We start from the raw sequence: 18617 nt of genomic DNA, 5'->3' as shown, positions 1-18617 counted from the left end.
ACAACTCCACTCCACTACCGGAGGCCTTCCTCAGCCCCTAACCCTGACCGCGTGTCGCACCAATCCAGGAACAACCTCCCTGGACATCACACCTAAGTTTCTTCGCTTTGGGACGGCCCAAAGCGAAGAAACTTAGGCCTCGAAGGTGAGGGGCCTTCGTCGGGTGTCGGGCGGGCCGACGTCGTCCGGCGGCACCTCGTGCGTCGGGTCGCGCGTCGCGGGCTGTGGACAGACTGCCCGCATCCATCTCGGGTGCAAGACTGATCGCCTACCCAGGAGTCCGACCCCAGGAGGCGTCCGATGAACCCGTACGTTCTGATCGGTGGTGGACTGACGACCGCCCGCGCCGCGGAAGCGCTGCGCAAGGAGGGGTACCGCGGCGATCTCGTGGTCGTCACGAGCGAGCCCCACCACCCGTACGAGCGCCCGCCCCTGAGCAAGGACTACCTGCGGGGCGAGGCCGAGCGCGACGCCGTCTTCCCGCTGGACCAGGCCTGGTACCGCGAGCACGAGGTCACCGTCCGCACCAACGAGACCGTGGTGGGGCTGAACCCGGACGCGCACACCCTGACGCTCTCCGACGGCGCCACCCTCCCCTTCGCGAAGCTGCTCCTCGCGCCCGGGTCGACGCCGCGGCCGCTCGACGTCACCGGCACCGACCTCGCCGGCGTGCACTACCTGCGCACCATCGACGACTCCGACCGCATCTCCAGCATGCTGCTCGAGGCGTCCCTGGAGGGCGTCGGCCGGGTCGCCGTCGTGGGTGACGGCTGGATCGGGCTCGAGGTCGCGGCGTCGGCCCGGACCCTCGGGCTGGACGTCACGATCGTCGGCCGCGGGACGCACCCCCTGGGCCGCGTGCTCGGACCCGAGATGGGCGACTTCTACGCGGGCGTGCACGCCGACCACGACGTGCGCCTGCTGCGCCGCACCTCCGTCACCGGGCTGCAGGGCGCGGAGGGCCGGGTCACCGGCGTCGATCTGTCGGACGGCACCCGGATCGGGGCCGACGTCGTGGTGGTCGGCGTCGGCGCCACGCCGAACATCGGGCTCGCGGAGGTCGCCGGGCTCGACCTGCGGCCCGCCTCGGAGGGCGGCGGCATCGTCGTGGACGGCACGCTCGCGACGTCGCACCCCGACATCTTCGCGGCAGGCGACGTCGCCAGCATCCCCTCACCCCACTACGGGCGCCCCCTGCGGGTGGAGCACTGGGCGACGGCGGAGCGGACCGGTGCCCACGCAGGCCGCGCGATGCTCGGCGCCACCGAGCCGTTCGACCGGCTGCCCTACTTCTACAGCGACCAGTACGACGTCGGCATGGAGTACACCGGCTGGGTTGACGTGCCGGGCGGGTACGACGACGTGGTGGTCTCCGGCGACCTGAGCGCCCGCGAGTTCGTGGCGTTCTGGCTGCTCGACGGCCAGGTCGTGGCCGGGATGGCCGTCAACGTGTGGGAACAGATGGACCGTGTGGAGGAACTGATCAGGTCTCGGAGGAAGGTTCCGCGCGAGGAGCTGGACACCTTCGTGGGCTGAGGTGCGGTGGGACGATCGCGGGGTGCCGCCACTCCACCGGGTCCTGACCCTCGCCGCCGTCTCCGTGCTGGTCCTGACCGGATGCACGCCACCCGCCGACGTGCCGCCCGGCGAGGTGACCTCGGCGGCCGACGCCGTCCGTGAGCTCCCCGGCGTCGACCACGTCGCGGTCACCCGGACGCCCAGCGGAGCCGAGCCCGTCCAGGGCAACTTCGGGCAGCTGACCGAGCCGACGCCGAGCACCGTGAGCGTCGAGGTCACCCTGGCAGGGACACTCGAACCCCGCGCCGCGGGCGAGGCCGCCGGGGAGGCCCACCGCCTCCTGGTCGCCGCGGCGGGCAGCGTGGACGACGGGGAGAACATCACCATGGCGTCGAGCTTCGTCGGCGGTCCGGGGCTCGGTGTCAGCGCCGGACCGGACACGACCTCGGAGGTCGTGGCCGATGCCGTGGAGGACGGCTTCGGCCTCCTCGCGGCGGGAGCCACCACCGTGGACCTCGGCCTCGGCGGCGGTGGCGACGGTTCATGGGACGACGACCCGCTCGCCGCGACCGCCCACGTGTCCGCCGCGACCCGCGACGACTTTCTCGAGATCGCCCGCGCAGCAGAGGATCTGGACCGCGGCGTCGAGCTCCAGGCTCCCGGCGTCCTCTACCGGGCCGCGACCCGCGTGCCCGACGTCGACGCCGTCCGGCTGCTCGTCGCCGCGGCAGCCCGGCCCGGCGTCGTGGATGCCACCTACCTCTCCCAGGAACAGCGGCTCACCCTCCGGTCCGACGCCGAGGCAGGGTCACAGAACCTCACCGACCTGCACGGATGGCTCGAGACCCAGGACTTCGCAACGGCGGACCACCCGGTCGCCTACACGGTCATGGATGCCGCGTACGCCGAGACGACCGGCTGGGTGTCCGGCGTGGAACCCGCCGGGTACGCGCCCCACACCCTCGAGCCGTTCGGCGACGCCGAGCCGTGGCCCGAGGACCCCACCGCCCCCGACTGCACCGCCCGGGACCTGGCGGTCACGTTCGGCGCCGTGGACTCCGCGGCGGGCACGCGGGGCGCGTCGGTCCGCGCGAGCAACGTGTCGGGCGTGCCGTGCGCGGTCGAGAACGTGCCCGAGTTGGTCTTCCTGAACGATGCCGGCGAGGCCCAGCCGGACGTCGCGACCGAGCCGTACGAGCCGGGCGTCGTGCCCGGCCGCGTGGTGGTGCCCGACGGCGGGACGGTGCTCGCCCCGCTGCTCTGGCGCGCCATGTCCACGGCGAACGACCCGGACACCACCACGACGATCGAGGTCACCACGGTGCCGCGCGCCGACCCGGTACCGATCGACGTGACGACGGACGGGACCCCCGCGACCGGCCTCGACGTGCTCGACGGCGCCGAGGTCCGGATCGGCCCCTGGACGCAGGGCGACTAACGATCACGACGTCGAGCCGAAGCACCACTGCGTGATCTTGGTGTCGGCGGGCGAACCCTTCAGAACCCGGACGTGGTCCACGGTTCCGGACCAGTCCGAGCCACCGACGAGCAACGGGCCTCCCGACCCCGCGCCCAGCGGGTCGACGGCGCCCTGGGCAACCTGTCGCGGTGTGTCGACGTACGACTCACAGAAGTACATCCGGACCTCGTCGGCGTACGGGTTCCGGATCGCCGTGACGGCGTTCCATACGCCGGGGCGTGGCTCGGCGTCGGCATAGGTCGTGGTCGATCCGGCTCCGTCCCCTGTCGCGACCGTGAAGGCCCAGCAGGTGCCGGTCGCCGTGGGGCACTCGGGCGAGGTCACGACCGCCAGCTCGAAGTCGGATCCCTGCGACACGACACGTCCCGGACCCGCGTCATCGGGGTTGACCACGGCCGAGACCGTGAACAGACCCGTGGGATCGACGACCGGCCCGGACGAGACCGCCGAGTCCGCGGGTTCGTCGAAAACCAGCCCGAAGTCGTCGTCGGGAAACAGCTCCGAGTTGGAACCCGGACCCCAGAGGTCGAGGCTCGAGAGCGCGAGGGTGTCCCCCGTCTCCTCACTGACCGCAGTCGAGCCCTCTCCCTCGTCGAACAGCCAGCGTCCGGCTGTAGCCGGCGATTCGACGGAGAACGAGTAGGTCGGTGCGCTGGTCACCATGCCCGCGGCGTCCACAGCGCTGACCGTGAGCTGTGTGGATCCGGCGTGCCTGGGCGCGAACTCGAGAAGCTCCCCGGGGGAGATCTCACCGCGCGGCCCCGGGGTGAACTTGTAGCGGTAGTAGGCGACGTCGTTTCCGCCGTCGGCCAGCGCGAACGCGCCCGGCACGTCAGGGCCTCCGGCAGATACTCCCTCCTCGTACACGGCGGGGTATCCCACGACCGGTGTGATCGTCGGCGCGGCCTGCGCCGCTACGGCCGCCGCCCCGGCGGCCGGGTACTCCGCAGCGACGGCTCCGGGCACAAGCAGCGTTCCGCTCAGAGACAGTGCCGCGACCACCGCGGCGACTCGACGTCGGATCCATGGACTCTCGGGCACGGGCGAACCACCAACCTCTCGACGAGCCCTGGCGGGACCTGCGCTCCACCACGGAGAGAGGCCTGACCTCGGATGATGGTCTGCCGGGGCACCTCGACCGTAACGGCGCAGGCCCGGTCGGCACGACAAAACTTGGGGGTGATTTTATCCCAGTTTGACCGAAAGGCGACCGTCAGGCGTCGCACGCCTCCTGCAGCGCCGCGCCGAGCCGTTCGCCGTCCTTGCCGCCGCCGACGTAGAGCGTGCCGGGAAGCCGGATCGACGCCTCACGCGCCACGCCGAGCGTCCGGAGCGTCACGGGTACCCCGTCGAACTCGTACCAGACGGTGGAGGCGTCCTGGACGCTGTACCGCTGCGGGTCCACGATCCACATCGTGGCTCCCCGCCCCGGCGGCAGCACCACCGTGCCGGAAGCGCCGGCGGGCGCGGCGCCGTCGGCGGACGAGACCGTGGTGTCGTCCGCCGGATCATCGCTCAGCGCCTCGAACCGGAACACCTCGGGATCGGAGCTGATCACCGTGACCGGCCACCGCGACGGGTTGCGCACCGTCTGCCCCACGACCACGTCGTCGCCGGTGCCGTACACGGCCAGCGCCATCCGGGGAAGGCAGTCCGGGAACGCCATGCCTCCACTCAGGGTGGCGCCCTCCGCCACGATCCGGGCGTTGCGGGCCGCGTACTGCCACCCGCCGATGCCCGCGACCAGCGCCGCCACGACCACCGCACCCACGACCCAGGCCGTCCGCCCCCGACGCCGCCGCTCAGACTCCGTCGCCCCCGCCGCCACATCCACCATCCGCCCAGGATAGGCGGCAGGACGAGACCCGGCCGGGCCTCAGGGCCCGGCCGGTCTCGTGCGAGGTCAGCCCCGCCGCTCGCGAACCGCCTTGGCCAGGTCGCGGAGCAGGTCCTCCGTGGTCTCCCAGTCCATGCACTTGTCCGTGACCGACTGGCCGTAGACGAGCTCCGACAGCGGGCCGGGCTGCTGCGCGCCGGCCTCCAGGAAGCTCTCCATCATGAGGCCCGTGATGCCGTGCTCGCCGTCCGCGATGCGGTTGGCGATCTCGTGCACGACGCCGGCCTGGCGGACGTGGTCCTTGCCCGAGTTGGCGTGGCTCGCGTCGACGATCACGCCAGTCTCGACGGCCCCGCCGAGGCCGGAGCCGCGCGTCACGCGCAGGGCGGCGGCGACGTCCTCCTGCGAGTAGTTGGGGCCGGAGCGGCCGCCGCGCAGGATCACGTGGCAGTCGGGGTTGCCGGTCGTCTCGACGGCGGCGGCGCGGCCCTCGGCGTCGGCCCCGAAGAAGGTGTGCTCGCTGGCGGCGGTGATGCAGCCGTCCACGGCGATCTGCACGTCGCCGTCGGTCGCGTTCTTGAACCCGACCGGCATCGACAGGCCCGAGGCGAGCTGGCGGTGGACCTGCGACTCCACGTTGCGGGCACCGATGGCGCCCCAGGTCACGGCGTCCGCGATGTACTGCGGGCTGGTGGGCTCCAGGAACTCGGTTGCGGCGGGCACCCCGGCGTCGAGCACCCCGAGCAGCACCTCGCGAGCCAGGTTCAGGCCGTGCCGCACGTCGTGCGAGCCGTCCAGGTGCGGGTCGTTGATCAGACCCTTCCAGCCCACGGTGGTGCGCGGCTTCTCGAAGTACACGCGCATCACGACGACGAGGTCGTCGGAGAGCTCGCGCCGGAGCGTGGCGAGCCGTCCTGCGTACTCCAGCGCGGCGGCCGGGTCGTGCACCGAGCACGGACCGACGATCGTCAGGAGACGGTCGTCCTCGCCGGTCAGGACGTCACGCACCTCGCGGCGGGACGTGGTGACGAGGTCGCTGCGGGCCGTGCCGAGCGGCATCGACTCCAGCAGGCCGCGCGGGGCGGGCAGCGGGTCGAGAGCGCGGATGCGCAGGTCGGAGGTGCGGGTACCGAGGTCGGTCGACGCCTCGGTGCTGGGTTCCGCAGGGGTGATGCTCATCGGGATCGGGGCTCCAAGTTGGCGGGTCTGGTTCGAGGAACCGGACGGCCCGCCACCGACTCCTGTCCGGAGCGGCCCGTCTCGGTAAAGACGAAGGGCCTGGACGCGATCGGCGTCCCAGGCCCTGGCTCCGGGTGGAAAGTTGGTCAGGCGTGCGCCAGCCGAGCTCCACCAGGAGCCGACGTAAAGCGCCAATACCAACGGATGTCCACGGCCAAAACGGTAGCCGCACCCCTGGCGGCTGTCCACCGGGTCTTAGGATGCGGTCGGTCACACACGCGCGTACCGCTCCACGAACGCCCGCGTGATGCGCAGCGGCTCCGTGACCTCCACGGCGAGACAGCGCTCCCGGACCGCCTCCGCCTCCTCGGGCGGGAAGTAGCCGTAGTCGCGGTAGACGGCGATCCGCTGGTCGATGCCGTGGCCGTCGAGCTCGGGGTGGAACTGCGTGGCGTACAGGTTCTGCTTGATCCGGAACATCTGGACCGGGCAGCCGGCCGACGACGCCAGCAGCACGGCGTGGTCGGGCAGCTTGCGGACCGCCTCCTTGTGTCCGACGTACGCGGCGAACGACTGCGGGAGCCCGGCCAGCAGCGGGTCGTCCGCGGCGTCCGGGCCCAGCTCGATGGTCACGGGTCCCACGGGCTCGGCGTAGGTCGAGTCGATCACCGCGCCCTGGTGTGCCCCGAGGGTGCCGACGCCGTAGCAGGCGCCCAGGAACGGGAAGTCACGCGCCACGATCTCGTCGAGCAGCCCGGACAGCTCGGCCTCGACCCGCCGCTGCGCGGGACCCTTCAGCTCCGCGGGGTCCGAGGAGTTGAAGGGTCCCCCGCCGACGAGGACACCCGAGTAGTCGTCCAGGTCGACCGGCGGCAGCGGGTCGCGCTCGAGACGCACGCGGTGCAGCTGCTCCGGTTCGAGGCCTCCGTACCGGCGGAACGCCTCGTACTCACCGTCCGCGGCGAGGTCCTCCGCACGCGTCGCGAGCAGCAGAAACGGCTTCATGACACGAGCGTAGGGGACCCCTGACCAGCGGTCACGTCCAGCGGAAGAGCTTGACGCCCAGCGGGAAGAGCACCACGGTCCAGCCGACCAGCACGAGCACCTGGGCCAGCGGGAACCCGTCGGTGCCGAACCAGCCGGCGGTGAGCCCCTGGGCCGCCGCGCCGAGCGGCAGGTAGAGACCGATCGTCTCCATCCAGTCCGGCATGACGGACAGCGGGACCCACACGCCGGAGAACATCAGGGACGGGAAGTAGAGCAGCATGCCCAGCCCGGACGCCGTCGCGCCCTTCTCGGCCCGCGCCGCGACGAGCAGCCCGAGCGAGAACATGGCGGACGTCGACAGCACGAGCACGAGCAGGACCGTCAGCGGGTCGGCCGCGAACGGGACCCCCAGCACCACCATGCTGCCGACCACGGCCGCGCACGTGGAGACGATGAGCGCCAGGACATTGATCACCAGGTGCGCACCGATCAGGTTCCGCGGCGGCATCGGCGTGGTCGAGAGCCGCTTGAGGATGCCCTTCTCGCGGAAGGTCGCGAACTGCACGGGCATGGTGGTCAGCGCGATGGTCCCCACCGCGAGCGCGATGATCGTGGGCAGGTAGCTGGTCACGCCGGGCGCCTCGTTCCAGGGCGGCGGCGCGTCGGTCATCGGCTTCGAGAAGTCGGGGATCGCCAGCCCGAGGCCGAGCAGCAGCATGCTGGGGAAGATGAGTGCGAAGAAGACCGCTGCGGGGTCGCGCAGCCAGACCTTGAGCTCCGTGGTGAACAGCTTCCCGAACCCCCGGGCCCTGATCCCGGCCCGCGGGGCGACAGCGGTCTCGACGGCGGTCATGCCGCCACCTCCTCGTTCTCCTCAGCCCGGTACGCACGACCGGTGACCTGCACGAACACGTCCTCCAGGGTGCGCTCGACGGTCCGCACGTCGTCGGGGACGACGTCGGCGGCCGCGAGCGCCTGCACGACGGCGAACAGCACCTTGCGGGTGCCGGTCACCTCGATCTCGTCCCCGGCCGGGACGACGCCGACGACGTCGGGGTCCCGCTCGGAGAGCGCGGTGAGCAGCTGGGCCGCGCGGGCGCGGGCGGCGTCGTCGGCGAACCGGAGCCGCACGCCGCGGTGGCCCTCGAGGCCCTCGATGAGGGCGGCGGGCGTGCCCTCGGCGACGACGCGGCCGGCGTCGATGACCACGAGCCGGTCGCAGAGCCGTTCGGCCTCGTCCATGAAGTGGGTGACCAGCAGCACGGTGACGCCCGAGTCGCGGACCCGTTCGACGAGGTCCCAGGTGGCGCGCCGCGCCGCGGGGTCGAGGCCGGTGGTGAGCTCGTCGAGGATCGCCACCTGCGGCCGGCCCACCAGGGCGAGCGCGATGGAGAGCCGCTGCTTCTGGCCCCCGGAGAGCTTGCCGAACTGCTGGTCGCGGTGGGCGGTCAGGTCGAGCAGGCCGAGGAGCTCGGCCGAGTCCGCCCGCTGCGGGTAGAAGGACCCGAAGACGTCGAGCGCCTCGCCGACGGTGATCTTGTCGTGCAGGGCGGCCTCCTGGAGCTGCACGCCCACGTGCTCGCGGACGGCGGTGGGGTCGGCCTGGGGGTCGTGGCCCAGCACCCGGATGGTGCCGCCGTCGGCGTGCCGCAGCCCGGCGAGGCACTCGACCGTGGTGGTCTTCCCGGCCCCGTTGGGTCCGAGGATCCCGAAGATCTCGCCGCGGGCCACCTGGAAGGACACGTCGGCGACGGCGGTCTTGGGGGCGGCGCCGCGGCCGGCGCCGGGATAGGTCTTGCGGAGGTTGCGGACTTCGACGACTGGGGACGTCATGGTCGCTCCTTCAAGATCGTGGGGGGGGTCAGGCGGGACGCACCGGGACGGTGCGCAGCAGGGCGCGGAGCACGACCGCGGCGATTACGACCGCGAGGGCGGAACCGCCGAGGCCGATCAGCATGGTTGCGAGGCCCTCGCCCGGCGGCACCTCGGCGTGGTCGATGTCGGGCACGAGCTGGACGTTGGCGATGGCGCCGATGACACCGGTCCGGGTGGCGATGTCGGTGAGCACGGCGGGCAGGGCGAGCGGGACGATCAGGAGCGTGCCCCAGGCCCCGGCGTGGCGGAAGCCGGTGCCGATGCAGGCGCCCACCAGGATGTAGGTGACGAGCACGAGGCCCTCGGCGACGGTGGTGCCGAGCACAGCCAGGGGCGAGTCGAAGGGCAGCGCGCCGAGGCGGCGCCAGCTCATGCCCAGCGACGTGCTCAGCAGTCGTTCGCCGAGCAGCGCGAGCGTGGTCACGACGCCGAGGACGCCGCCGACGACGAGCGCGCCGCGCAGCACGCCGTCGAACAGGGACCGGCGGCTGCCGCCGGCGGAGACGTGCATCGCCAGGATCCCGGAGGGGACCATGACGCCGAGCGCGATCATGGGCCAGCGCGCCGCGCCGAGCGTCGCATCGAGCGCGCTGATCTCCAGGTCGTTGCCGGCCGCGGCGTTGCCGACGCTGATCCCCACGGCGTACAGCGCGTAGATGCCCCAGAACCAGATGCCGATGGTGAGGCCCGATACGCGGAGCCTCCGGGCCACGCCGGCGACGCCCCGCAGGTGCGCGGCCCGGGCGAGCCGGGTGCGGCTCATCGCGGTCTCCTCGATGGTCGGTGTTGTCATCGTCGTCCTCCTCAGAGGGATGGCCGCAGGTGGACGGTTCGGACAGGCGTGCTGAACAGCCAGGCCGCCAGGGCGACCGCGACGGCGCCGCCCGCCAGCCCGAGCAGGACGCCGGGCAGGTTCTCCGTGCCGACGACCAGAGTGGTGACGCCGGTGTGGGTGGACAGGTCGGCCAGGGCCGCCGGCACGAGCGCGGCGAGCAGGTAGAGGGAGCCGCGCACCACACCGAGCCGGTAGTAGCCGGCCGAGATCGCGGCGCCGGCCAGGTAGTACGTCGCGGCGACGAGGGCCTCGGACAGCACCGTGAGCGCGACACCGGCGACGCCGTCCACCGGCAGCCCGAACTCGCGGACCCAGGGCTGGTCGAGCGCGGCGAACAGCGCGCGCTCGCCGAGCAGGTAGACCGCCGTGACGAGCCCGATGAGCACGCCGCCGACGAGGGCGCCCTGGACGGTGCCGACCGCGAGGGACCGGCGGGTGCCGCCGGCCGCGACGTGCAGCCGGAGGTAGGCCGCCGGGATGATGATGCCGAGCACCAGGAGGAACCAGCGGGACGGGCCGCCCATCTGGGCGTCGAGGACGCCCTGGTCCAGACCGGAGCCGAACCGGTCGCTGCCGACGATGACCGCGGCGGCCACGACCACGAAGATCGCCCAGTACCACGCGCCGATGGTGGCGACGACGCGGACCGTGACGCCGGCCGCCCGCCGGGCGCCGCGCTGGTCGGCATCGCGCACCAGGGCCGTCGCCGCGCTCATGACGGCACGTTCCCGGAGCCGGTGAGGCGCACGAAGAGGTCCTGCACCGGCACGGAGCCGACCTCGACGCCCGCCTCGCGCGCGGCGGCCCGCTCGGTGTCCTCGAGCGCACCCTCCAGCGTGACCTGCACGGTCGCGCCGAGCTGCTGGCGGTGCAGCACGCGGCGTCCGCCCGCGATGCGCTCGACGGCGTCCTTGGTACCGGTGAGGCTGAACCCGCGCGCCCGCATCTCGTCGGCGGGCTCGGCCAGGAGCACCCGGCCCCGGTCGATCACGACGACCTCCTCGAACAGGCGCTCGACCTCCTCGACCAGGTGGCTGGACAGCAGGATCGTGCGGGGGTGCTCGGCGTAGTCGGCGAGGAGCTCGTCGTAGAACGCGTACCGCGTGGGGGCGTCCATGCCGAGGTAGACCTCGTCGAAGATGGTCAGCGGCGCGCGCGTGGCCAGGCCGATGCTGGCCCCGACCGCGGACCGCTTGCCGCGCGACAGCGCCGACGGCTTCTTGCGGACGTCGACCTCGAACAGGTCCAGCAGACGCTCGGCCGTGTCGGCGCTCCAGCTCGGCCGCATGTCGGCGTAGTACTTGAGCGAGGTGGAGACCTTCTCGTCGGTCATCAGGTCGCCGCTCTCGCGGACGAGCTGCGTACCGGAGGTGATCCACGGGTTCTCCCACGGGTCCTCCTGCGCGCCCTCGGGCCCGACCAGGACGCTACCGCTGGTGGGGCGGGTGAACGCCGCCAGCAGCGAGAGCATCGTCGTCTTGCCGGCACCGTTGCGGCCCAGGACTCCGGTGATGGCGCCGGGGCGGATCGTGAGCGAGGCGCCGTCGAGCGCCGTGCTCGCCTCGTCCCGGACCATGGTGCCGTTCTGCAGCACCCGGTGACTCCTGCCGAAGTGGACGACGACGTCGTCCAGGCGCGCCCCGAAAGGTGCGGTCGTCGTCATGACTCCTCCGTCTTCTTCTTGTCGGCACCCAGGACGTAGGCGACGACGTCCTCGGTCGGGATGCCGAGGATGTCCGCCTGCTGCAGCGCGGGCGCCAGGACCTCCTCGAAATAGCGCTTGCGGTGGTCCGCGAGCAGACGCTCCCGAGCCTGCGGCGCGACGAACATGCCCAGACCGCGGCGCTTGTAGAGCACGCCCTCCTCGACCAGACCGGCGAACGCCTTCTGGGCGGTCGCCGGGTTGATGCGGAACGTCGTCGCGAACTGTGTGGTGGACATGACCTGTTCCTCCTCCTTCAGCTCACCGGCGAGTACCTGTGCACGGATCATCTGCGCGATCTGGATGTAGATCGGCTCGGGCCCGTCGAACACCGGCTCACCCCCTCCATTGGTTCGTTACTCGACTAATGAACCATAGAACCGGATGCGCGCGCAAGGGGGAGACGAAAGAGGGGCGGGACGGACCGTGGTCCGTCCCGCCCCTCCCGGCGTGCGCGCCGCGCCTTCCTATGTGTCGGCGGCCTCCGCGGCGTCGAGCGCCGCCAGCTCCGCCAGGTCGTGGGCGATGAGCTCCGCGATCTGGATGGCGTTCAGCGCAGCGCCCTTGCGCAGGTTGTCGTTGCTGACGAACAGCACCAGACCGCGGTCGTCCGGCACGGACTGGTCCTGCCGGATCCGACCCACCAGGGACGGGTCGACGCCGGCCGCCGCGAGCGGCGTCGGCACCTCGGCCAGCTGGACACCCGGCGCGTCGGCCAGCAGCTTGCGGGCCTCGTCCGGAGTGATGGCCTGCCCGAACTCGGCGTGGATCGACAGCGAGTGCCCCGTGAACACCGGCACCCGCACGCAGGTGCCGGCCACGGCCAGGTCGGGCAGGCCCAGGATCTTGCGGGACTCGTGGCGGAGCTTCTGCTCCTCGTCGGTCTCGCCCGAACCGTCGTCGACCAGGTTGCCGGCCAGCGGCAGCACGTTGAACGCGATCGGTGCGGCGTAGATCGCGGGATCGGGCAGGTCGACGGACCGGCCGTCGCGCACCAGGCCCTCGATCTCCTGCCCGACGGCGGCGCGCACCTGCCCCGCCAGCTCGGCCACGCCGGCCAGGCCGGAACCGGACACCGCCTGGTAGGTGGCCACGCGCAGCCGCTCCAGACCCGCCGCCCGCGCCAGGGGCGCCAGCACCGGCATCGCGGCCATCGTGGTGCAGTTCGGGTTGGCGACAATGCCCTTGACGGCGTCCCCGATCGCGTCGGGGTTCACCTCGGAGACCACGAGCGGGACCTCGGGGTCCCGCCGCCAGGCCGACGAGTTGTCGATCACCAGGGCGCCCGCGTCGGCGAACCGGGGCGCGTGCTCGCGCGACGTGCCGCCGCCCGCGGAGAAGAGGGCGATGTCGATGTCGGCCAGATCGTCGGTCGACGTCGCGGCGACGTCCTCGACCGGCACGTCCACGCCCGCGAACGGGAGGGTGGTGCCCGCCGAGCGGGCCGAGGCGAAGAACCGGATCGCCGCGACGGGGAACTCGCGCTCCTCCAGCAGCCGGCGCATGACGGCGCCCACCTGGCCGGTGGCGCCGACGACGGCGACGTTCACGCCCTGATCGGAGATGTCGGCCATGTCAGCGCCCCGTTCCCGCGTAGACGACGGCCTCGCCGTCGGACGCGTCGAGCTCGAACGCGGTGTGCACGGCGCGCACCGCGTCGTCCAGCGAGTCCGCGCGGGTCACCACGGAGATCCGGATCTCCGAGGTGGAGATCATCTCGATGTTGATGCCGGCGTCCCGCAGCGCGCCGAAGAGCCGCGCCGAGACGCCCGGGTGCGACTTCATGCCGGCGCCCACGAGCGACAGCTTGCCGATCTGGTCGTCGAACTGCAGCGAGTCGAAGGCCAGCTCGCCCTGCACCGCGGTGAGGGCCGCCATGGTGGCGGGGCCGTCGCCGTCCGGCAGCGTGAACGAGATGTCGGTGAGGCCCGTGGCCGCGGCCGAGACGTTCTGCACGATCATGTCGATGTTGGCACCCGCGCCGGCCACGACCTCGAAGATGCGGGCGGCCATGCCGGGCACGTCCGGCACGCCGATCACGGTGATCTTGGACTCGGAGCGGTCGTGCGCGACACCGGAGATGATCGGGGCTTCCATGGCGTTCTCCTTCGACTTCTTCTCGGCCGCGACCACGCGCGTGCCGTCGTGGGCGCTGAACGAGCTGCGCACGTGCACCGGCACGCCGTAGCGGCGCGCGTACTCCACGCTGCGCAGCGCCAGCACCTTGGCGCCGCTGGCCGCGAGCTCGAGCATCTCCTCGTAGGAGACCTGGTCGATCTTCCGGGCGGCGGGGACGATGCGCGGGTCGGCCGTGAACACGCCGTCCACGTCGGTGTAGATCTCGCAGACGTCCGCGTTCAGGCCGGCGGCGAGCGCCACGGCAGTGGTGTCGGAGCCACCGCGGCCCAGGGTGGTGACGTCGTTGGTGGACTCGGTGACGCCCTGGAAGCCGGCCACGATCGCGACCTGGCCCTTGTTCAGGGTCTCGCGGATGCGGTGCGGCACGACGTCGACGATGCGTGCCCGTCCGTGCACGGCGTCCGTGATGACGCCGGCCTGCTGGCCCGTGTAGGACTTGGCCTTCACGCCCAGGTTGGTGATCGCCATCGCGAGCAGCGACATCGAGATGCGCTCGCCGGCGGTGAGGAGGATGTCGAGCTCCCGCTGCGGTGGGAGCGGGGTGATCTGCTGGGCGAGGTCGAGGAGCTCGTCGGTGGTGTCGCCCATGGCGCTCACCACCACGACCACGTCGTTGCCCGCTCGCTTGGCCTCGGCGATCCGCTTGGCGACGCGCTTCACGCTGCGCGCGTCCCCGACCGAGGATCCACCGTACTTCTGCACGACAAGTGCCATGCGCCTGCCTTCCGTTGCCGGCCTCCGTCTGTCTCAACGGCCCGCCGGGTGGTTGGGTTTGCGCATCGATGGTACGACGGCGGGAATTCCGGGCGCTTCGGCGTTCACCGTGCGGGACGGCGGCGTCTAACCCGCGAAGACGTCCCAGGCCAGGCGGGCGATCAGGGCCCCGACCACGACGACGAAGACGACGCGGACGAACTTCGATCCCTTGGCCACGGCCATCCGGGCGCCGATGTAGGCGCCGATGATGTTGGCCACGCCCATCCCCAGGCCGAGGGCCCAGATCACGGCGCCGCTCGGGACGAAGAAGAGCAGCGCGCCCAGGTTGGTCGCGAAGTTCACGATCTTGGCGATGGCCGACGCCGGGAGGAACGAGTAGCCGAGGAAGCTCACCAGGCTGATCACCAGGAATGTGCCTGTTCCGGGGCCGAGCAGCCCGTCGTACGCGCCGATCAGCAGGCCGATCAGGGCGGCGATGCGCCGGTGCCCGTTGCCGACCCACCTCAGGTCGTCGTGCTGCCCGACGTTCGGCTTGAGCAGGGTCCAGGCCAGCACGCCGACGAGCACCACGAGGATGATCGGCTTGAAGAGCTGGGCGGGGATGTGCGACGCCCCGACCGCGCCTCCGAAGGCGCCGGCCAGGGCCGCGAGCGCCATGGGCCCGGCGGTGCGCAGGTCGGGCTGGACACGCCGGTAGAAGGTGAGGGCGCTGGTGGACGTGCCCATGATGCTGGCGAGCTTGTTGGTCGCCAGGGCCTGCACGGGGCTGATCCCGGGGACGAGCAGCAGCGCGGGGAGCTGGATCAGCCCTCCCCCGCCGACCACGGCGTCGACCCACCCGGCGGCGAGGCCGGCGAGCAGGAGGAGGGCGATGGTCGTCAGATCGAGTTCGGGCACCCGTGCATTGTGCGTGAACCGCGCGCTTCACCCGGTCTCGTCTCGCGCCCGCATGTCGGTGCCGCCCCGTAGGCTGACCTCTTGTGTACGAAGGCGCGGTCCAAGACCTGATCGACGAGCTCGGCCGGCTTCCCGGCGTCGGGCCCAAGAGTGCGCAGCGCATCGCGTTCCACCTGCTTGCCACGGACAACCACGAGGTCAAGCGGCTGGTCGACGCGCTCACCGAGGTGAAGCTGCGCGTGCGGTTCTGCGAGCTGTGCGGCAACGTGGCCGAGGCCGAGCGCTGCCGCATCTGCCTCGACCCGCGGCGCAGCGACGAGGTGATCTGCGTCGTCGAGGAGCCCAAGGACGTGGTCGCCATCGAGCGCACGCGCGAGTTCCGGGGCCGCTACCACGTGCTCGGCGGGGCCATCAATCCCATCGAGAACGTGGGACCGGACGACCTGCGCATCAGCGAGCTCCTGGCCCGGCTCGCGGACGGGACGGTCAAGGAGGTCATCCTCGCCACCGACCCGAACGTCGAGGGAGAGGCCACGGCGACCTATCTTTCCCGACTGATGGGCCATATGGGTATCACTGTCTCGCGGCTGGCCTCGGGTCTGCCGGTGGGTGGAGACTTGGAGTACGCGGACGAGGTGACCCTCGGTCGCGCGTTCGAAGGCCGCCGCGTTATCGCCAACGACAAGAGCATCGGCAACGACAAGTAGGTGGGGATCACGATGAGCGAGATCACGCCCGGGTCGGACCTCCGAGAGGTCGCTGACCAGGTGTCCGTACAGGCACGGACGTTCCTGTCGACGGTGACGCAGGTCGCCTCGGGCGGGATGCCGGGGGCGGAGCTCTCGCTGCTCGTGCTGGCGACGTCGGACCTGCTGGCCGCCGGGGCGCGGCTCGCGGCGATCGTGGACGTGGTGCCCAAGGAGCGTTACGAGCCGGACGCCGGCCCCGACACCGACCTCGACCCGCTGCGCGAGGCCCTGTCGAAGATGTTCGACGGGTTCGACGACTACACCGAGGTCGTGGACCCCGTGCTGGGCGAGGACGTCGGCGCCGCGTCGCTGTCCGGCGACCTGGCCTGCGTCGCCGAGGCCCTGGCCAAGGGCCTGCAGCACTTCGACGGCGGCCACGAGCTCGAGGCCCTGTGGTGGTGGCAGTTCTCCTACTTCTCCCTGTGGGGCGAGCGCGCGGCGTCGGCCCTGCGGGTGCTGCAGGTGCTGCTGGCGCACCTGCGCCTGGACGTGGAGGACGACGTCGCCGCCGAGGCGGAGTACGACGCCCTCCACTCCTGACGGTCAGGCGACGCGGGTCCCCTGCGCGAGTCGCGCGGTCGGGACCCGCAGCCGGTTCACGGCGACGATCACGCCGGCCGCGCCGAGCAGCAGGTCGAACCCGAGGCCCCAGGGCCAGACGAGCTGGTCGGTGACCCGGACCGGCTCCACGGGCGACTCGGGCTGCGGGCCCTCGTCCATGTACATGCCCGTGCACCAGTCCCGTGGTCCGGAGTCGCCGGTGCGCGCGTACCGGACGCCGTACTGCAGCACGGCGAGCATGTTCTCGTCCTCGCCGAGCGTCTCCGGGTCGCCGAGCGGCTGCGCGTCGGCGACCACGACGAACGGGTTGGGCGCGAGCAGCCACCACGTGCGCTCGCTGTGCCAGACGTCGATCTCCTGGGTCTGCCACTCGCACTCGGGCGCGGTGGTCTCCTCCCAGGTGTATCCGGCCTCGACGGCCCACACCCGCACGCTCTCGGTGGTCGTCGTGGCGGGGACGAGCAGACCGAACAGGATCGGCAGCACGGCGGTGATCCCGCCGACCGTGAGGTAGGTGAGCACCGCGGACCCCGAGGTCTTGGAGACCACGGCCGAGAAGCCGAGCCCGATGGCGCACACCACGCCGAGCACGAGCGCCAGCATGAGCACCGTGGTGAGCAGTGCGAACCAGGACACGCCGCCGCCGACCAGCGCCCAGACCAGGAACGGGATGCTGGCCACGAGGAACGCGAGCGCCGCGATCCAGGCGGCGGCGAGCTTGCCGAGCACGATCTCGGCGGGCGTCAGCAGGGTGACCTGCAGCGTCGCGAGCGTGCCGGCGTTCCGGTCGCCGTTGATCGCGCCCGACGACAGGGTGGGCGCCACGAGCAGCCCGAGGAACAGCACGAAGCCGACGACGATGCTGTAGACCGTCCCGCCGAACGTCTCGTCGGTGCTGCCGTCGCCGGAGATGATGGCGAACGCCCCGGTGGTCAGCATCGTGATCAGGCCGACCACGAGGAACCAGACGATCAGCGCGGTCTTCCACCGCGTGGAGCGCACGCGCTGGCGCAGCTCCAGCACCGTGACGGTGCGCAGGCCGTGCCAGGACAGGGACCAGGTGCCGCGCGTGCCGGGCACCGGGGCTGGTGCCTGCTCCACAACTTCCACGTCAGCGCTCATCGCCGCTCCTCCTCAAGGGCCAGGTAGGCCTGCTCCAGCACGCCGCCCGCGGGGGCGAGGCTCGACACGTCGATCCCGGCCTCGACCGCCGACCGCAGCAGTGCGGCGGCCGCGGCGTCCCCGGCGAGCTCGACCAGCACGGCAGGGCTGTCGCCCTCGCGGCGGTAGGCCGGGCCGTTCTCGTCCAGCCAGGCCGTGAGCGCCGCGGGGTCGAGCGCGGTCACCCGCCACTCGCGCGGCCGGTCGCCGTCGGCCACCGACTGCGTGGCGACCGTGCGCCCGCGCGAGATGAACACGGCGTCGTCGGCCATCTCGTCGAGCTCGGTGAGCACGTGCGAGGAGACCAGCACCGTCTTGCCCTCCGCGGCCAGCCGACGCACGAGCACGCGCAGGTCCACGCGGGAGCGCGGGTCCAGCCCGGAGGCAGGCTCGTCGAGCAGCAGGACGTCGGGGTCGTGCACCAGCGCCCGGGCCAGGCCCAACCGCTGCTTCTGGCCACGGGACAGGACGTGCGCGGGCTGGTCGGCGAACTCGGAGAGGTGGACCAGCTCGAGCAGCTCGCCCGCGCGGGCGCGGCCGGTCGCGGCGTCGATCCGGTAGGCCGCCGCGACCGTGGTCAGCACCTCGCGCGCGGTCAGCGAGTCCCAGGTGCCGAAGACGTCCGGCATCCAGCCCGTCCGCGAGCGCGCGGCGTAGTTCTGGGTCACCGGGTCGGCCCCGGCGATGCTGATGGTGCCCGCGTCGGGCGTCAGCAGCCCCGCGAGCATGAGCAGGAGGGTCGTCTTGCCCGACCCGTTGGGGCCGATGAGCGCGGTGACCCGGCCCGGTGCGGCGACCAGGTCGACGTCGGCCACGGCATGGACCGGTCCGAACGAACGCCGCACGCCCTGCGCGCGGATACCACCGTCTGGTGTCATGCGGGGACACTAGCGCGCCCCGCGGATCCGGGCCGTCAGGCCCCAGGATGAACCGCGCGTACGACCTGGGGATGACGTCGCAGGTCACCTACGGTGGGGAGC

General features: G+C 72.0%; 19 protein-coding genes. 4 read left to right on the top strand and 15 right to left on the bottom strand.

All coding sequences use genetic code 11. From position 1 onward, the window contains the following. The first annotated feature begins 300 nt into the window (after positions 1-300). On the top strand, positions 301-1536 hold the full coding sequence (locus ACH47X_RS25770) for an NAD(P)/FAD-dependent oxidoreductase (protein WP_397408134.1): 1236 nt from the start codon (positions 301-303) through the stop codon (positions 1534-1536). A gap of 22 nt (positions 1537-1558) precedes the next feature. Beyond that, positions 1559-2956: a DUF4232 domain-containing protein gene (locus ACH47X_RS25765; RefSeq protein ID WP_397408133.1), complete on the top strand. Its 1398-nt coding sequence runs from the start codon at positions 1559-1561 to the stop codon at positions 2954-2956. A 3-nt stretch (positions 2957-2959) separates the two neighbouring features. Here ACH47X_RS25765 and ACH47X_RS25760 read toward each other — a convergent pair whose 3' ends face one another. The 13 genes from ACH47X_RS25760 to ACH47X_RS25700 form a co-directional block, all read right to left on the bottom strand. Then, positions 2960-3964 (bottom strand): LamG-like jellyroll fold domain-containing protein, encoded by a 1005-nt coding sequence (locus ACH47X_RS25760; RefSeq protein ID WP_397408131.1) that lies wholly within the window; start codon positions 3962-3964, stop codon positions 2960-2962. A 247-nt stretch (positions 3965-4211) separates the two neighbouring features. Further along, positions 4212-4835: a hypothetical protein gene (locus ACH47X_RS25755; protein ID WP_397408129.1), complete on the bottom strand. Its 624-nt coding sequence runs from the start codon at positions 4833-4835 to the stop codon at positions 4212-4214. A gap of 66 nt (positions 4836-4901) precedes the next feature. Beyond that, positions 4902-6014: a 3-deoxy-7-phosphoheptulonate synthase gene (locus ACH47X_RS25750; RefSeq protein WP_397408127.1), complete on the bottom strand. Its 1113-nt coding sequence runs from the start codon at positions 6012-6014 to the stop codon at positions 4902-4904. 270 nt (positions 6015-6284) lie between these two features. Further along, positions 6285-7019, bottom strand: a complete 735-nt coding sequence (locus tag ACH47X_RS25745; RefSeq protein ID WP_397408126.1) for a glutamine amidotransferase — start codon at positions 7017-7019, stop codon at positions 6285-6287. A 31-nt stretch (positions 7020-7050) separates the two neighbouring features. Further along, positions 7051-7854, bottom strand: a complete 804-nt coding sequence (locus tag ACH47X_RS25740; protein ID WP_397408124.1) for an ABC transporter permease — start codon at positions 7852-7854, stop codon at positions 7051-7053. Continuing rightward, positions 7851-8834: an ABC transporter ATP-binding protein gene (locus tag ACH47X_RS25735; RefSeq protein ID WP_397408121.1), complete on the bottom strand. Its 984-nt coding sequence runs from the start codon at positions 8832-8834 to the stop codon at positions 7851-7853. The genes ACH47X_RS25740 and ACH47X_RS25735 overlap by 4 nt, the downstream gene beginning before the upstream one ends. A 28-nt stretch (positions 8835-8862) precedes the next feature. Continuing rightward, on the bottom strand, positions 8863-9669 hold the full coding sequence (locus ACH47X_RS25730; protein WP_397408119.1) for a hypothetical protein: 807 nt from the start codon (positions 9667-9669) through the stop codon (positions 8863-8865). 11 nt (positions 9670-9680) lie between these two features. After that, a complete protein-coding gene (locus tag ACH47X_RS25725; RefSeq protein WP_397408117.1) occupies positions 9681-10427 on the bottom strand; it encodes a hypothetical protein in 747 nt (248 codons plus the stop codon). After that, positions 10424-11374 (bottom strand): ATP-binding cassette domain-containing protein, encoded by a 951-nt coding sequence (locus ACH47X_RS25720; protein WP_397408114.1) that lies wholly within the window; start codon positions 11372-11374, stop codon positions 10424-10426. The genes ACH47X_RS25725 and ACH47X_RS25720 overlap by 4 nt, the downstream gene beginning before the upstream one ends. After that, entirely contained in the window at positions 11371-11745 is a 375-nt protein-coding gene (locus ACH47X_RS25715) for a GntR family transcriptional regulator (RefSeq protein ID WP_036961028.1), read from the bottom strand. The genes ACH47X_RS25720 and ACH47X_RS25715 overlap by 4 nt, the downstream gene beginning before the upstream one ends. 135 nt (positions 11746-11880) lie before the next feature. Then, positions 11881-12987, bottom strand: a complete 1107-nt coding sequence (locus ACH47X_RS25710; protein ID WP_397408112.1) for an aspartate-semialdehyde dehydrogenase — start codon at positions 12985-12987, stop codon at positions 11881-11883. Position 12988: 1 nt separating this feature from the next. After that, on the bottom strand, positions 12989-14266 hold the full coding sequence (locus tag ACH47X_RS25705) for an aspartate kinase (protein WP_397408110.1): 1278 nt from the start codon (positions 14264-14266) through the stop codon (positions 12989-12991). A 126-nt stretch (positions 14267-14392) separates the two neighbouring features. Beyond that, positions 14393-15166 carry a TSUP family transporter gene (locus ACH47X_RS25700; RefSeq protein WP_397408108.1) on the bottom strand — a complete coding sequence of 258 codons (774 nt, stop codon included), beginning with the start codon at positions 15164-15166 and terminating at the stop codon, positions 14393-14395. Between the two features lie 83 nt (positions 15167-15249). Here ACH47X_RS25700 and recR point away from each other — a divergent pair, with 83 nt between their 5' ends. Both recR and ACH47X_RS25690 read left to right on the top strand, forming a co-directional pair. After that, positions 15250-15873, top strand: coding sequence for a recombination mediator RecR (gene recR, locus ACH47X_RS25695; RefSeq protein WP_397408106.1), 624 nt, complete (start codon positions 15250-15252; stop codon positions 15871-15873). Positions 15874-15885: 12 nt separating this feature from the next. Then, a complete protein-coding gene (locus ACH47X_RS25690) occupies positions 15886-16455 on the top strand; it encodes a DUF5063 domain-containing protein (RefSeq protein ID WP_026366133.1) in 570 nt (189 codons plus the stop codon). 3 nt (positions 16456-16458) lie between these two features. Here ACH47X_RS25690 and ACH47X_RS25685 read toward each other — a convergent pair whose 3' ends face one another. Then, positions 16459-17598: an ABC transporter permease gene (locus tag ACH47X_RS25685; RefSeq protein WP_397408103.1), complete on the bottom strand. Its 1140-nt coding sequence runs from the start codon at positions 17596-17598 to the stop codon at positions 16459-16461. Further along, positions 17595-18515: an ABC transporter ATP-binding protein gene (locus ACH47X_RS25680; RefSeq protein WP_036961012.1), complete on the bottom strand. Its 921-nt coding sequence runs from the start codon at positions 18513-18515 to the stop codon at positions 17595-17597. Before ACH47X_RS25680 ends, ACH47X_RS25685 begins: the two co-directional genes overlap by 4 nt. Positions 18516-18617: the final 102 nt, after the last annotated feature.

The sequence above is a fragment of the Promicromonospora kroppenstedtii genome, from assembly GCF_044389675.1.
GTDB classification, from domain to species: domain Bacteria; phylum Actinomycetota; class Actinomycetes; order Actinomycetales; family Cellulomonadaceae; genus Promicromonospora; species Promicromonospora kroppenstedtii.
This window is presented reverse-complemented; position numbering and strand designations above follow the sequence as displayed.

Excerpts from the sequence above, each read along its gene's own strand:
- ACH47X_RS25770 (WP_397408134.1), top strand. The coding sequence starts at position 301 with ATGAACCCGTACGTTCTGATCGGTGGTGGACTGACGACCGCCCGCGCC.
- ACH47X_RS25705 (WP_397408110.1), bottom strand. The coding sequence starts at position 14,266 with ATGGCACTTGTCGTGCAGAAGTACGGTGGATCCTCGGTCGGGGACGCG.
- ACH47X_RS25750 (WP_397408127.1), bottom strand. The coding sequence starts at position 6,014 with ATGAGCATCACCCCTGCGGAACCCAGCACCGAGGCGTCGACCGACCTC.
- ACH47X_RS25745 (WP_397408126.1), bottom strand. The coding sequence starts at position 7,019 with ATGAAGCCGTTTCTGCTGCTCGCGACGCGTGCGGAGGACCTCGCCGCG.
- ACH47X_RS25720 (WP_397408114.1), bottom strand. The coding sequence starts at position 11,374 with ATGACGACGACCGCACCTTTCGGGGCGCGCCTGGACGACGTCGTCGTC.
- ACH47X_RS25730 (WP_397408119.1), bottom strand. The coding sequence starts at position 9,669 with ATGACAACACCGACCATCGAGGAGACCGCGATGAGCCGCACCCGGCTC.
- ACH47X_RS25685 (WP_397408103.1), bottom strand. The coding sequence starts at position 17,598 with ATGAGCGCTGACGTGGAAGTTGTGGAGCAGGCACCAGCCCCGGTGCCC.
- ACH47X_RS25755 (WP_397408129.1), bottom strand. The coding sequence starts at position 4,835 with ATGGTGGATGTGGCGGCGGGGGCGACGGAGTCTGAGCGGCGGCGTCGG.
- ACH47X_RS25740 (WP_397408124.1), bottom strand. The coding sequence starts at position 7,854 with ATGACCGCCGTCGAGACCGCTGTCGCCCCGCGGGCCGGGATCAGGGCC.
- ACH47X_RS25680 (WP_036961012.1), bottom strand. The coding sequence starts at position 18,515 with ATGACACCAGACGGTGGTATCCGCGCGCAGGGCGTGCGGCGTTCGTTC.
- ACH47X_RS25690 (WP_026366133.1), top strand. The coding sequence starts at position 15,886 with ATGAGCGAGATCACGCCCGGGTCGGACCTCCGAGAGGTCGCTGACCAG.
- ACH47X_RS25710 (WP_397408112.1), bottom strand. The coding sequence starts at position 12,987 with ATGGCCGACATCTCCGATCAGGGCGTGAACGTCGCCGTCGTCGGCGCC.
- ACH47X_RS25735 (WP_397408121.1), bottom strand. The coding sequence starts at position 8,834 with ATGACGTCCCCAGTCGTCGAAGTCCGCAACCTCCGCAAGACCTATCCC.
- ACH47X_RS25725 (WP_397408117.1), bottom strand. The coding sequence starts at position 10,427 with ATGAGCGCGGCGACGGCCCTGGTGCGCGATGCCGACCAGCGCGGCGCC.